Source organism: Phaeobacter sp. JH20_37, assembly GCF_048056015.1.
Classification (GTDB): Bacteria; Pseudomonadota; Alphaproteobacteria; order Rhodobacterales; family Rhodobacteraceae; genus Phaeobacter; species Phaeobacter bryozoorum.
The window spans coordinates 1-14,803 of record NZ_JAYMWW010000016.1; the positions used below are offsets into that span (position 1 = coordinate 1).

Consider the following 14,803-nt stretch of genomic DNA (forward strand, 5'->3'; position numbering starts at 1 on the left):
CGCAGAAAACCGCCAGACCACACCCACAGCCCCCCCCATAAGCCACTTACCCACAGACTCACACAACATATCCACACCCCAGAACACCCAAAACCCGTGAATCACACCTAACACCGTCAAACTCAGACGGTCAGATATCCTTCATCAGGCGCAGGGCGTCATAGATCGCCGCATGGGTGTTGCGGGCCGAAACCGCATCGCCGATCCGAAACAGCTGAAAGCCCCCCTGCCCCGCTGCTTCGTCCGGGCGCCCGTGCGGCTGCGGCCTCCCGGCGATCAGGGCGTCGTAATCGACCTGCCCGCCATTCAGACTATGCGGCTTCAGGTCGAAATAGAGATCGTCCAGCGGCAGCGTGCCGTAGTTGAGCACAACCTGATCATAGAGCTTGCTGGAGCGATGGCCGCTGTAATCCGTCCCCAGCACCGCCAGAAGCCGGTTGCCTTCCTTGCGGACCTCCAGCAGGCGCCGCGCCACGGTGAAGGTCACATCCAGGTCCTGCAGGCTGCGCATATAAGGGACAAGGTTCATCGCCATCACATTGGGGGCAAAGACCCGGTCCGGGGTCATCACCTCAACCGTCGCGCCCGCCTGGGCCGCAACCTCGGCCGCCTGAAGCGCGGGGTGATCGCCGCTTTCGTCATATATCAGCACCGAGCCGCCCGGCTTAACATCCCCCGAAATGATATCCCAGGCCGAGACAACATGCGCCGCCTCCTCGCCCGCCTCGAACAGCTGCATATTCGGCAGGCCACCGGTGGCCACGATCACCACATCCGGCGCAAGCCCGGTCACATCCTGCGCCTCGGCCCAGGTGTTGAATCGAAACTGCACATCCCGTGCGGCACATTGCGCCATGCGCCAGTCGATGATGCCCATCATCTCGCGGCGGCGCGGGTTCTGTGCGGTCAGGCGAATTTGACCGCCGGGATCGGAGGCAGCCTCAAATACGGTGACCGCATGGCCGCGCTCTGCCGCAACACGCGCGGCCTCCAGCCCGCCGGGGCCAGCGCCGACAATCACCACCTGTTTGGGCTCTGCCGCGCGGGTGATCACATGTGGCATCGTCAGCTCACGCCCGGTTGCGGCGTTGTGAATGCACAGCGCCTCTCCCGCCTGATAGATCCTGTCCAGACAATAGGTCGCGCCTACACAGGGGCGGATGTCCTCCTCGCGCCCCTCCCTGATCTTCTGCACGATATGGGGATCGGCCATATGGGCGCGGGTCATCCCCACCATATCAAGAAGCCCCCCGGCAATCGCATGGCGGGCGGTGGCCACATCGGGGATGCGGGCGGCATGAAAGGTGGGCAGGCCCGTCGCCTGCCGGACCGCACCGGCAAAATCCAGATGCGGCGCAGACGGCATCCCCTGCACCGGGATCACATCGGTCATTGCCGGATCCGTATGGATGCGGCCCCGGATCACATTCAGGAAATCCACCATGCCGCTGGCGGCCAAGCGTCTGGACATCTCCAGCCCCTCGTCGGGCGAGATGCCGCCTGCCGCCGCCTCATCCGCCGTATACCGCAGACCAACGATGAACTCATCCCCCACCCGCTCACGGACTGCCGCCAGCACCGCCATCGGCAGCGCCATCCGGCTGTCGAGCGTCTGGCCGCCATATGGCCCGTCCAGATCATTGGTCAGCGGCGACCAGAACTGATCCAGAAGATGGCCATAGACCTGCAACTCGATCCCATCCATGCCCCCGGCCTGCATCCGCTCCGCAGCATCGGCGAAATCGGCGATGACGCGGGAGATGTCCCAATCCTCCGCCAGCTTCGGAAAGGCGCGGTGTGCAGGTTCGCGGTGGCGCGACGAGCTGATCGAGGGCAACCAGTCGCCCTTGTCCCAACCGGTGCGGCGTCCCAGATGGGTCAGCTGGATCATCGCCGCGCAACCATGCTCATGCAGCTGGTCGGTCAGGTTGCGGATCCAGGGCACCACCTCATCCTTATAGGCGAGGATATTGTTGAACACCGGCGGGCTGTCACGGGAAACCGCCGCGGAGCCTGCTGTCATCGCCAATGCCACGCCCGCCTTGGCCCGTTCGGCGTGATAGGCCGCATAGCGCTCCTTTGGCATGCCGTCCTCGGGGTAAGCCGGTTCATGACTGGTGGTCATGATCCGATTGCGCAGTGTCAGATGTTTCAGCTGATAGGGCTGCAACAAGGGATCGTTGGACATGACAGGCTCCTGCAAATGGCGCGGACCACCAAAGCGAGGGCGCACGGGATCCGCCGACAAGATCACAGCTCTGGACATATGTGTCAGGTCAATTTCCGACCCTGTCAAGAGCCCCGCACGACACGGCAGCGCCGATGGTGACCGGTCAGGGGCGACAGGCGGGTCTCGTGACCGAGAGAGAGAGAGAGCCGCCACCCGGCGCCTGCGCTAAAAGGCGGTGAACTCCCCGGCACGGCTGCGGAAGAAGCCTTTTAGCGCGGTCTTGAACGCGCGCACCTTGGCAGAGGTCAGCAGGTCCGGATGGCTCAGCACCCAGATCGGCGCGTAATCCTGCGGCGCAACCCCCGGCAGCGGCTCCAGATCCGGATCACTGCGCGCCAGATAGACCGGCATCCTGACCGCGCCCAGCCCCGCCTTTGCCGCCGCGATCAGCGAAGTCATATCGTCAAACCGCGCCCGGATCCGATGGTTCGGATAATGGTGCAGCGCGGCCTTTGGCGGCGCGTCATAGCCGCTGTAGATCACCCAGTCCAAGGGCGCAGCGGGATCCGCCAAAGCCCGCGCCACCAGATCCGGCCGCGCGACGCAGGCGGTTTTCTGATCGGCCAGATGCAGCCCCACCAGGCTGTCGCCCGGCGTCCGGCTGATCCGGATCGCCAGATCCGCCTCGCGCCGGGTCAGGTCCAGCACATCATTGGTCGCGCGAACCGTCAGCTCGACCTCCGGGTGGTCCGCGCAGAACTGCGCCAGAAATGGCGCGAGATGGCTCTGGATCAGCAGCTGTGGCGCAGTCAGCACCAGCTCACCCGAAAGGCTCTGATCGCGGCCCGACAGGTTGCGCAGGGCCGATTGCTCGGCCTGCTCCATCCGCCGCGCTGCCGCGGCCAGCTCTTCCGCCTCGGCGGTGGCCAGATAGCCTTCGGGCCGACGCTCGAACAGCGGCCGCCCCAGCATGTCCTCGGCCCGCTGCACACGGCGCGCCACGGTGGTGTAGCTGACGGACAGCGCCTGCGCGGCCCCGGCCAGGGATCCGGCCCGCACCAGCGCCAGAATGGTCCGCATGTCATCCCAGTTGATCTGCATACATGCGTTTTCGCATGGGCAGCACACAATTGCATGTGTTTTCTCGCGGCACGCTTCCCGGCATCAAGACGCCATCAACAGTGAAAGGACAACAGATGGCCTATGTCTACGTAAACCTCCTCCTGCACGACCCCGAGACTATGGCGGCATATCGTGAAAAAGCAGGCGCCGCCTTGCAGAAACACGGCGCCAAAGTGCTGGTCTCAACCCCGCAGCAGACCGTGATCGAAGGCACGCGCGATGCCACCGGCATCGGGGTGATCCTCCAGTTTGCCAGTCCAGAGGCCGCCAAGGGCTGGATCAACGATCCCGAGCTGCAGGACGTCCACGCGCTGCGACAAGCCGCCGGCAGGAGCGCGATCACGCTTCTGGCCTGACCCTTCAGAGGCCGCGCCACTCCCGCCCGTCGGCTGGCGGCGGAGCCCCCACCTCCCGTTGGGTCAGGCGCCGCGCCCATTGGGCCCGGCGCAGGTCGCGCCCGGCTGTATCTCATGCGCCCGACACGGTTCGTCTTTGTTTCCAACGCTGCAACGGGCCACGCCCGCGCCGGGCGCCAGCGCGGCGCCACCGAAGACAACGGGCGCGGAACCCTTAGGTTCCGCGCCCGCTTTGATCTTCGCCAGACGACCTGCCGGATCACTCGGCTGCGATCTGTCCTTCGATCTTTTCGACCTTCACCGCCGAGAACTTGAACTCGGGGATTTTGCCATAGGGGTCCAGCGCCGGGTTGGTCAGGATATTGGCGGCGGCCTCCACATAGGCGAACGGCACAAACACCATATCCTCGGCAATCGCCCGGTCGGCCCGCGCCATGATCTCGATCGAACCCCGGCGGGTCGTGAGGCGGACCATCTCGCCCGGCTCGACGCCCATCAGCTTCAGCGTCCGCGGGTTGAGCGAGCAGTTCGCCTCCGGCTCCACCGCATCCAGCACCTTGGAACGACGGGTCATCGACCCGGTGTGCCAATGCTCCAGCTGGCGGCCGGTGGTCATGATCATCGGGTAGTCCGCATCCGGCGCCTCATCCGGCGGGATCACCGATGCCGGGGTAAAGCGGGCGCGGCCCTCGGGGCGCGGGAAGCCATCGCCGAACACAATCGCCTGACCGGGATCGGTCTCATGCAGCGACGGATAGGTGATGGTCTCGGTCTCCAGACGCTCCCAGGTGATGTTGTTCAGCGACTTCATGTTCAGCTTCATCTCGGCAAAGACTTCGCTGACATCCTTGTAGTCCCATGGCAGCCCGATGCGCTGCGCCAGCTCAACAGTGACCTGCCAGTCCTCGCGCGCCTCACCCGGAGGCGGAACGGCGGGGCGCACACGCTGCACCTGGCGGTTGGTGTTCGACACGGTGCCGTTCTTTTCATACAGCGCCGAGGCGGGCAGGATGATGTCGGCATAGTTTGCCGTTTCGGTCAGGAAGATGTCCTGAACGATCAGCAGCTCCAGCTTGGCAAAGGCCTCGCGCGCGTGATCGGCATCCGGGTCGGACATCGCCGGGTTTTCGCCCTGGATATACATGCCCTTGATATTGCCGGCATAGGCCTCGTCCACGATCTCGGTCACGGTCAGGCCCTTCTCGTTCGAGAAGTCGCCGCCGCCCCAGACATCGGTGAAGCTCTTGCGCACGTCATCCGACGTCACGGTCTGATAGTCCGGCAGGAACATCGGGATCAGGCCCGCGTCCGACGCGCCCTGCACGTTGTTCTGGCCGCGCAGCGGGTGCAGACCTGCGCCCGGTTTGCCCACGTTGCCAGTCATTAACGCCAGCGAGATCAGGCAGCGCGAGTTATCCGTCCCGTGGATGTGCTGGGAAATCCCCATACCCCAGAAGATCAGACCCGCATTCCCACCGGCAAAGATCCGGGCAACACGGCGCAGCTGATCGGGGCTGATGCCGCAGATCTCCGACATTTTCTCGGGCGTGAACTGCTTCAGATGCTCTTTCTCGGCCTCCCAGTTCTCGGTCCAGCGGTGGATGTACTGACTGTCGTAGAGCTCTTCCTCGACGATCACATTCATGATTGCGTTCAGCATCGACACATCCGCGCCGGGGCGGAACTGCACCATTTCGGTCGCGAACCGGCGCAGGCCAACGCCGCGCGGATCCATCACGATGAGCTTGCCGCCGCGCTTGGTGAACTGCTTGAAGTAGGTCGCCGCCACCGGGTGGTTCTCGATCGGGTTGGAGCCGATCACGATTGCCACGTCGGCGTTCTCAATCTCGTTGAAGGTCGCGGTCACAGCACCGGAGCCGACGTTCTCGATCAGCGCCGCAACCGAGGACGCGTGGCACAGGCGGGTGCAGTGGTCGACGTTGTTGTGCTTGAAGCCCTGACGGATGAACTTCTGGAAGAGGTACGCCTCTTCGTTGGTGCATTTCGCCGAGCCGAAGCCCGCAACCGATTTCGGGTTCTCATCGCGCAAACGCATCAAGCCCTTGGCGGCCAGATCCATTGCCTCTTCCCAGGATGCTTCGCGGAAATGGGTCGAGAGGTTGCCCGGATCGACGTTCAGGCCCTTGGCCGGCGCGTCGTCGCGGCGGATCAGCGGCTTGGTCAGGCGGTGCGGGTGGTGGATGTAGTCAAAACCAAAGCGGCCCTTGACGCACAGGCGGCCTTCGTTTGCGGGGCCATTGATGCCATCGACATATTTGACCTTGCCGTCCTTGACCTTAAGGCTGACCTTGCAGCCGACGCCGCAGAAAGGACAAACGCTTTCAGTCTCGGAATCATAATCCTTGCTGTCGCCGACCTGCTGGTCATCCATCACGGTGGCGGGCATCAGCGCGCCGGTCGGGCAGGCCTGCACACATTCGCCGCAGGCCACGCAGGAGGACTGCCCCATCGGATCCGCCAGATCGAACACCGGGTAGGCGTCATGACCGCGGCCGGCCATACCGATCACGTCATTGACCTGCACCTCGCGGCAGGCCCGCACACAGAGGTTACAGGAAATACAGGCGTCCAGATTGACCTTCATCGCCACATGACTGTCATCCAGCAGCGGGATTCGGTTCTTTTCCAGCTTGGGGAAACGCGACTCTGAAACCCCGTTCAGCTCCGCCATATCCCACAGATGCGAGGACTTATCGCGCGCCTCCTCCTGCTTCGGCTGGTCCGCGATCAGCAGTTCCATCACCATCTTGCGGGCGTTTTCAGCGCGCGCGTTGTTGGTGGTGACCACCATGCCCTCGGCAGGTTCGCGGATACAGGAGGCGGCCAGCGTGCGCTCGCCCTCGATCTCGACCATACAGGCACGGCAGTTGCCGTCCGGGCGGTAGCCCGGCTGCGGCTTGTGGCACAGATGCGGGATCTTCAGCCCGCGGCCGTTGGCGACTTCCCAAATGGTCAGGCCCTTCTCTGCCGTGACCTGCTCGCCATCGAGTGTGAAAGTGACTTTATCGCTCATGGCTCAGACCTCATCCGGAAAATGTTTCATGGTCAGGCGGATCGGGTTGGGTGCGGCCTGTCCCAGACCGCAGATCGAAGCATCGACCATTGCGGTGCTCAGCTCTTCCAAGAGGCCCTGATCCCATTTCTTCTCGCTCATCAGCTTGACGGCTTTCTCACAGCCCACCCGGCAGGGGGTGCACTGGCCGCAGCTTTCGTCTTCGAAAAAGCGCAGCATGTTCAGCGCCGCGTCACGGGCCGAGTCCTGATCGGACAGCACCACAACAGCGGCGGACCCGATGAAGGTGCCATGCGGCTGCAACGTGTCAAAATCCAGCGGGATATCATTCATCGACGCAGGCAGCAGGCCCGAGGAGGGGCCGCCCGGCTGATAGGCCTTGAAGACGTGGCCATCCAGCAAACCGCCGCAGGCCTCGATGATGTCGGTGATGGTGGAACCGGCAGGCAGCAGATGCACGCCCGGGCTCTTCACCCGGCCCGAGACAGAATAGCTGCGCAGCCCCTTGCGGCCGTTCTTCTCAATTGAGTTCAGGCATTCCGGGCCTTCGCGGTTGATCTTGGCGACCCAGTAGAGGGTTTCCACGTTGTGCACGAGGGTCGGACGACCAAAGACACCCACCTGCGCCACAAACGGCGGACGGTGGCGCGGCTCGCCGCGCTTGCCTTCGATCGATTCAATCATCGCGCTTTCTTCACCGCAGATATAGGCCCCTGCCCCGCGGCGCAGGTCAATGTAACCTGCCTCGACGATACCGGCCTCTTCCAGCGCCGCGATCTCACGACGCAGAATTTCCAGCACCGCCGGATATTCGTCGCGCATGTAGATAAAGGCTTTCTCGGCCTCGACCGCCCAGGCGGCAATCAGCATCCCCTCGAGGAAGACATGCGGCGTGCGCTCAAGGTAGTAGCGATCCTTGAAGGTGCCCGGCTCGCCCTCATCGCCGTTCACGGCCAGATAACGCGGACCTTCGTTGGCGCGGACAAAGCCCCATTTGGTGCCGGACGGGAAGCCAGCGCCGCCCAGACCGCGCAGACCGGCTTCCTTGACTTTGGCCTGAACCGCTTCCCAGTCGCCATTTGCGCGCAGGTCTTTCAGCGTGGCATAGCCGCCATCCGCCTCATAGGCCGCAAAGGTTTCATACGCGGGGATATGCGCGTGGGTATCATCTGCCGCAATCGCCGCTTCCACCTTCTCAACCGTAGCGTGGTCGATGTGGTTGTGGCCGATTTCCAGCACCGGCGCCGTGTCGCAGCGGCCCATGCAGGGTGCGCGCAGCACGCGGACCTGAGAGGCATCCAGCCCATCTTCCAGCGCCTTCTTCAGCGCTTCGGCCCCGGCCAGCTCGCAGGAGAGCGAGTCACAGACCCGGATGGTCAGCGCCGGCGGCGGGGTCTCGCCTTCCTTCACCACATCGAAATGGGCGTAGAAAGTGGCCACCTCATAGATCTCCGCCTGACCGGTGCGCATCTCCTCGGCCAGCGCCCGGATATGCGCCGCGCTGAGGCAGCCGTATTTGTCCTGAATAAGATGCAGGAATTCGATCAGGAGATCCCGGTTGCGGGGCCGATCGCCAAGCAGGTCCAGAACCTCGCTATGCGCCTGATCATCCAGCTGCCGGCCCTTGGGCGTTTTGCGCCCCTTGCCTTTGCCAGATTTCCAAACGCCCTTGCTATTGTCCAAAGGTGCCACGATGACCTCCACTTCGCGATGCCAGATAAGGCGGCATTCCATTGAAGAAGCCTATCGTCAAATCGGAAAATTCAAAGGTACGATAACGAACGCTTATTGCTTGAAATCGTCAACCACGCCCTTCATCGCCTTCACCGTCGTCAGTTCGGGCTGGCGGTCCAATGTGACCATACAAATAGGCCTGCTCGGCGTCGGATCGACCAGCCGCAGCACCCGGGCGCCGGACAGCGGCCCCAGCGCATCCATCAGGGCTTCCGGTAGGATCGTGGCAACCGAGCCCGCCCGCGCCATCACAATCGCCGACATGAACCCGCTGGAATCCGAACGCACCTGCGGCCGCAGCCCCTGATCGGCGAAGATCCGGTCCAGAATCCGGCGATTCTGCATCTGCGGCTCCAGCAGGCTGAGCGGCAGCTCTGCTGCCTCGGCCCAGGAAATACTGTCCGCGCCATGTCCGCGATCCACCACCATCGCCTCGGGGGCGACCAGCACATAAGTCTCCTCATATAGCGGCTGGATGGTCACCTGATCGGGACCCAGGCTGTCGTGATAGGTGACGCCTGCATCAATTGTCCCGTCAAACAGGCGCTGCTGGATCACCAGCGAGCTCAGCACCTCGATCCGGGCCAGAACCCGTGGGTGGGTGAGATGCAGCCGGTCCACCATCTGCGCGGCATAGGCTGTTGCGGTGGGCACCACCCCCAGCACCAGCGTGCCGGTGACCTCGCCACGTGCGGCGGCCACCTCCTGCTCCAGCGCCTTGGCCTCATCCAGGATCGAGCGGGCCCGGCGCACGATCATCAGACCCTCTTCCGTCAGCCCCTGAAACCGATTGCCCCGGCGCACGATGGACACGCCCAGGCGCTCTTCCAGATTGCGGATCCGCATTGAAAACGCCGGCTGCGACATGCCGCAGTCCTGCGCGGCCTTGGCAAAATGGCGGTGACGCGCCAAAGCGCTCAGCAACCTGAGATCCTTGAGTTCGATCACCGCTCGTTTTCCTTGCTACTGCCGGGGCGCCGCTGTCGGTCATACACCATTCACAGCGGGTCGCGCCATCGGTTGCCAGCACGAGAGCGGCAGTTTTGGCGCAGGCCAGCAGGCTGGGCAGCCTGCACCATATATATTATGGGCGATGGAGGCCGCACTCATGCGCCCCGCTACCGCCCCCGATCAGAGCAGGCCTCAGGCCTGCCGCTGTGCCGTCGCCGACCGGGCGATGCCATCATAGATCCCGGTCAGAATATTCAGCACCCGCGTTGCCTCACCGATACGGTTTTCCACGCCCGGCACCTGCGACAGCGCCTGCAGCAACAGGTTGCGACGCTGCACATCATAGGCTGCGGTGATCCCCAGCCCCTCCTCCGTTGCGGAATAGGTCACCCCGCCACGCCCCGATCCGGTCTTGCGGATCAACCCGGCCGAAGCCAGCTTGCGCAGTGAATACTGGATATTCGGAATGTCATCCCGATTGGTGACCCGCGCAAGCTCCTTGATCGTCTTGGGCCTGTCGTTCATGCGGATAACGTTCATCAGAGTGATTTCGGGACCCGAGGCGGACAGATCCGACACAAGCCCAAGACATTCGGATTGCCAACGCGCAAACCCCTCGAATGTTCTCATCAGTGCAAACTCGAAATCGCTCAGATCATCTTCGGCACCATTATCAAAAGTCTGATCCACCGCATTCGCGGTCTCAGTCTTGGGTGATCCGGAATAGATATCCAACAAATAGTCTCCTTGGTTCAGCGGCATAAATAAGCCTCCGGTGGCGGCGAAACCTGCTGTCAAGGTGTTTCACGCGCATTCGTTCCCCAAACCCGTCACCACGCTCCTTAGTAAGTATCTGGCGTTAGGTTTCAACCCGTCCGTGCAGCAGAAAATGGGGCCAAACTCGGCGAATTTATCCAAGGGGTTGGAGAATCAGCGGAATTTAAAAAGCAGGATAAACTTTAGTTACGCATTATTTTTAAGAATATAGATAAAATTTCACGCCAAAGGCGCCCTGAATCATATTATTTCCGTGAAAACGCGCCCACAGGCCAGACTCATGCGGGGGCGCAGCCCGCCCGGCAGGCCACCCGCCTGTTCGCAATAAAATGGCAGCTTAATCATCACCTTGCGCAGCGGGCGCGGGTCCGCCTGCCCACCGATCGCGCCCGAAATTCGCCGACCTCAGCCTGCGCTCATTGCGGATGTGCCTATTAATTCACCGGTAAGTCCTCAGGGCTATGCTACCCGCCGACGATGTGCACAGGCACATGTTGTGAGAAGGAGCAGAGCTTGGAACGACGGGCGGACCTCATGTTGGTTGTCGCGCAGGCCTTGGCCGTGATGGTGACCATCACCGGTTGCGCTGTCGCACGCCTGATTGTTGCGTGGCGACCGGAGATTTCGACAGGGGCCAACTGCCGGCGCCCATATCGGCCGAAGACTCATGTCGCGGCACGCCCGCTGTTGCGGCACCCGCAGGCAATCAGACCTGCTCTTTCAGCTCGGTATCAAGATTGGGGCAGCGCAATCGCGCGCCTGCTGATGACCGGCGTCCGCCAATCTTTGGTCCGACGCCACAGTATGTTCGCCATGTCACCGCCCCCAATCGGGCATGGTTCTCTCGGTTTGCCCGTTCCGGTCAACCAATTCGCGAAACGACGCAGCCGAAGCTTGCGGCTGTGTCCAGGGGGCTGTCGGTACTGACTCCGACACAAATTCCGCCAGCGCGTCCGTTCCGCGCAATGGCAATTGAAAGGTGCTGAAATGAAATTCCGAAATCCTGCGCGTTCCGTCATGAACAGGCTGTCTGTCTTTGCCAAATGCAGCCTTCTCATCGCGGCGTCCACCCTCGTGGTGACCTTGTTTCTGACTTGGGAAAACCAGAAAATCCTCGGTGAAGCTGTGGATAGTGGCGTACAGACACTGGCCGAAGGCGTGACCGTAACCGTGGCCGCGCGCAGCGGCGGTGCAATCCGCTTTGGTGATACCGAACGTCTTGAAAGCGACCTGCAATCCCTGATCGAGCTGTCGAACGGCCGGTCCAGCCACGGGATCGCCATCAATGGCAAAGGCAAGACGGTTGCCTCCACCGGCACCGCAACCGAGGCTGAAATTGCCGAACTGACCCTCGTCGCCCAAAAAGCGATGGAAAACAACCAGATGGAGTATAGCGAAAACGGCTATCTCGTCGCCGCACCCGCCACCGCCGGTGCCGAGGGGACGGTGGTTGTCGGCGCGGTCGGGATGGTCTGGAGCCCGGATGTCGCCTTTGCCGAGGTGGCGCCGAACCAGCTGCTGTCCTTCATTGCCGCCGGTGGCGCCTTTGTGGTGATGCTGGGCCTGTCGATGTTTGCCCTCCGCTCCATGATGTCGCGCCCGTTGGGCGATGTTGCCACCGCAATCAACCGCTTGGCCGAGGGCGATTATGATCACGACACCGAACATCAGGCACGGGGCGACGAAATCGGCCTGATCGCCCGCCATATCGAGGCGCTGAAATCGCAGCTGTCCGCCGCCAGAACCGTGGAAGATCAGCGCCGTGCCGACCAGGCGGCGCAACGGGTTGTGGTGGATCGTCTGAATGACGGGCTGCACGCGCTCTCGGAGGGGGATCTGTCGCAGACCATCGACGATGAATTCTCCGCCGATTACGAAAGCCTGCGCCAGAACTTCAACAAGACCGTCGACAAGATGGTCGGCATTATCGACGCGGTGATCGACAACTCATCGCGCATCCGTGCCAGCGCCGAAGAGATCAGCCAATCCTCCAGCGATCTCTCCCAGCGCACCGAGAGCCAGGCGGCCACGCTTGAGGAGACCGCCGCCGCCATGGAGCAGCTCACCGTCAGCGTGAAATCCGCAGCCGATGGCGCCCGCGAAGTGGAGGGCATCGTATCGGAGGCCAAGGAGACCGCCGTCAACAGCGGCCAGGTCGTCACCCGCGCCGTCGACGCCATGTCCAAGATCGAGCAATCATCGGAGAAGATCTCCCAGATCATCTCGGTCATCGACGATATCTCCTTCCAGACCAATCTGCTGGCGCTGAACGCAGGGGTCGAGGCCGCCCGTGCAGGCGAAGCCGGCCGTGGTTTTGCGGTTGTCGCCTCCGAAGTGCGCGCCCTTGCCCAGCGCTCCTCGGATGCCGCGCAGGAGATCAAGGCGCTGATCAGCGAAAGCACCGGCCACGTCGGCGAAGGTGTCGATCTGGTTGGCCGCGCGGGCGAGGAGCTGAAACAGATCATCGAACGCGTCGCCACCATCTCGGGCCATGTCAGCGGCATTGCAACCGGCGCGCAGGAGCAATCGACCACGCTGGGCGAAATCAACACCGGCGTGACACAGCTCGATCAGGTGACCCAGCACAATGCCGCCATGGTTGAGGAATCAACCGCCGCCAGCCAGATCCTGCGCAATGATGCCAATGAGCTGGCCCGCCAGGTCTCGGTGTTCAAGACCCGCAAAACGGACAATAACGTTGTCTCCGTGGCGCCCAGCGCACCAGCCCCGGCCCCGGCCAGGCCAGCCGCCGCGCCGAAACCCGCGGCTGAGCACAACCCGGCCCCATCGGCGCATGGCGATGATGACTTCTTCGATGCCAGCCCGACAAAGGCCGCCGTCGGCTGGGAAGATTTCTGATCTCCCCCAGCCACACCCAATAGCGAAAAGGCGCGCCAGATCCGGCGCGCCTTTTTCATATCTGCTTGGCCTCCCTGTTACCTGGCCCAGTCCCTTCCCCCCGCGCGTCCCCTGCCCCGGATGACAGAACCCTGTCGCGAGTATCCACGCAGCACCATCGCCGCTCAGTTCTCTGTCAGGTCCAAGGATCTGGGGGGGCCAAGGCTCTGGCATGTCCAAGGCTCTGGCAGCTAATATCACCGCAGCCAGACCGGAGCCGAGCGGGGCGCGAAATCGACGACAATACAGGGAATCTCAAATCGGCCGCGAAACAGCGAGGCCACCGCGCTGATACTGCCGCAAAGGGCCATACCGCACAGGATGGATGCGGCCCCGGCAGGCGCTGCCTGCTAGCCAAGTGCAGGGGCTGGTGCCGCAGGGGCGGCGGTCTGCACCGGCGCCCAGACCGGGTAGCCCTGCGGCAGCGCGGCCACCTCACCCGCCGCGTGTTCATAACCCGCGCGCCAGCCCGGCTGTAGCCAGACCCGCGCGTGATCCGCGCTCGCCTCCATGTCGTGAACCGCGAGGCTCAGCGCCGCCGCATCATGCTGCGCCGTCAGCTGCAGATGATCGCCCGGAGAGACCGACCGTGGCCGATCCAGCAAAAAGGCCGTCCGCCCCCAATGCCCCTCGGAAGCAAGATCATTGGTCAGCTGAATCCCCGGCGCCAGCTCCATCTCAAAGCTGACAAATACCGCATGGACGATACCCGGATGGCTACAGATCAGCGTCTCGGTGGTCCGCCCCGGCCTGACATCCGGGCGCGTAAAATCGAACGCAAACAGCTCTGTACCGGCGCCCAGCGGTCGCAGCCCACAGGATCTGAAATCACTCGGCGTGATCTGCGCAACCCGCGCCAGATGGTGAAAGGCGCCCAGATCGAACCCCTCTGCCATCTGCGGCCGCCACTGCTCCAGAAGCGGCGCACTTTCGACAGGTTGCGCGACCAGCCTGCCGGTTTCGGGAACCGCGCGGGCGCCCGGCTTGGCCAGCGCCGACATCGCATGTGACAGCGTATCCAGCGCGCCCTCCCCCAATAGAACGGTATCGACAATCTCCGAAATCACCACATCGGCCTGCTCCGGCATGTCGACACCGAGGATAATCTCATGCGACCACTTGGAAATGACGGTGATCCGGTCGCTCAGACCATTGTCGGCAATCACCCGCGTCGCCGCCTCCGCGATCAGCGGCTGCTGCTCACAGGTATAGACATGTTTCGCCCCGGCCCGCGCCGCCAGCATCGCCGTCAGACCGGCACCGCAGCCGATATCCAGCACGATATCCCCCGGTCTGACCTTCATCGCGATGGCCTCGGCATAGGCACGGTTGCGCGCCCGATCCGCCAGCATCGGAAAATGCCAGCGCGGCACAAACGTCTGGTGCAGCCGCTCCTGCAACACCTGCGCCTCATGGTGATGAGGATCCAACCGCAGCGCTTCCGACAACAGCTGCGCGCTGCGCATACCGCCATCACCAAGGGGGGTGGATTTGGCAAGCTCCACCAGATGCCCGGCCTCCGCGCGCCCCGCAAGAAAGGGCATGGAGGCGGGTCTAGACGTTTGTGTTTTAAGCAATTTTTAGTTTTCCCTATTTGAGGCAAATGCAACTGATTGCGACTATTCACCACCCGGATCTAAGAATTGGTAAAGCTCACAGCCTATCGCGCACTGAATGTCGGCAGGCCATGCCCCGCCCCCTTGCCAAGGGTGAAAAAGTTTCTTAGCCTGATTTGAAACTCACATCGCACAACGGGAGGAC

The 14,803-nt window shown here is 62.9% G+C and carries 9 protein-coding genes; 2 read left to right on the forward strand and 7 right to left on the reverse strand.

The window, feature by feature from the left end; genetic code table 11:
- Window positions 1-130: 130 nt before the first annotated feature.
- Both VWZ87_RS15145 and VWZ87_RS15150 read right to left on the reverse strand, forming a co-directional pair.
- The gene (locus VWZ87_RS15145) at window positions 131-2,188 is read right to left on the reverse strand and encodes an FAD-dependent oxidoreductase (protein ID WP_416535140.1); all 2,058 of its coding nucleotides are present in this window, start codon (window positions 2,186-2,188) and stop codon (window positions 131-133) included.
- Between the two features lie 207 nt (window positions 2,189-2,395).
- Window positions 2,396-3,271, reverse strand: coding sequence for a LysR family transcriptional regulator (locus tag VWZ87_RS15150; RefSeq protein WP_416535141.1), 876 nt, complete (start codon window positions 3,269-3,271; stop codon window positions 2,396-2,398).
- Window positions 3,272-3,366: 95 nt separating this feature from the next.
- Between VWZ87_RS15150 and VWZ87_RS15155 the strand changes: the two genes are divergently transcribed.
- A complete protein-coding gene (locus tag VWZ87_RS15155; RefSeq protein ID WP_416535142.1) occupies window positions 3,367-3,648 on the forward strand; it encodes a DUF1330 domain-containing protein in 282 nt (93 codons plus the stop codon).
- 259 nt (window positions 3,649-3,907) lie between these two features.
- On the opposite strand, the gene fdhF is transcribed toward VWZ87_RS15155, so the two are convergent.
- The 4 genes from fdhF to VWZ87_RS15175 all read right to left on the reverse strand — a co-directional run bounded on the left by fdhF (window position 3,908) and on the right by VWZ87_RS15175 (window position 10,102).
- Window positions 3,908-6,682, reverse strand: coding sequence for a formate dehydrogenase subunit alpha (fdhF, locus tag VWZ87_RS15160; RefSeq protein ID WP_340547261.1), 2,775 nt, complete (start codon window positions 6,680-6,682; stop codon window positions 3,908-3,910).
- Window positions 6,683-6,685: 3 nt separating this feature from the next.
- The gene (locus VWZ87_RS15165) at window positions 6,686-8,416 is read right to left on the reverse strand and encodes an NAD(P)H-dependent oxidoreductase subunit E (protein ID WP_416535143.1); all 1,731 of its coding nucleotides are present in this window, start codon (window positions 8,414-8,416) and stop codon (window positions 6,686-6,688) included.
- Between the two features lie 51 nt (window positions 8,417-8,467).
- Window positions 8,468-9,364, reverse strand: coding sequence for a LysR family transcriptional regulator (locus VWZ87_RS15170; protein ID WP_340547263.1), 897 nt, complete (start codon window positions 9,362-9,364; stop codon window positions 8,468-8,470).
- A 195-nt stretch (window positions 9,365-9,559) separates the two neighbouring features.
- Window positions 9,560-10,102, reverse strand: coding sequence for a winged helix DNA-binding protein (locus tag VWZ87_RS15175; protein ID WP_340547264.1), 543 nt, complete (start codon window positions 10,100-10,102; stop codon window positions 9,560-9,562).
- A gap of 1,029 nt (window positions 10,103-11,131) precedes the next feature.
- On the opposite strand from VWZ87_RS15175, the gene VWZ87_RS15180 reads away from it, so the two are divergent.
- Complete coding sequence (locus tag VWZ87_RS15180; protein ID WP_340547265.1) at window positions 11,132-13,003, forward strand: methyl-accepting chemotaxis protein; 1,872 nt, start codon at window positions 11,132-11,134, stop codon at window positions 13,001-13,003.
- Window positions 13,004-13,392: 389 nt separating this feature from the next.
- Here the strand turns inward: VWZ87_RS15180 and VWZ87_RS15185 are convergent, their stop codons facing one another.
- Window positions 13,393-14,586, reverse strand: coding sequence for a 50S ribosomal protein L11 methyltransferase (locus tag VWZ87_RS15185; RefSeq protein WP_416535144.1), 1,194 nt, complete (start codon window positions 14,584-14,586; stop codon window positions 13,393-13,395).
- Between the last annotated feature and the right edge of the window lie 217 nt (window positions 14,587-14,803).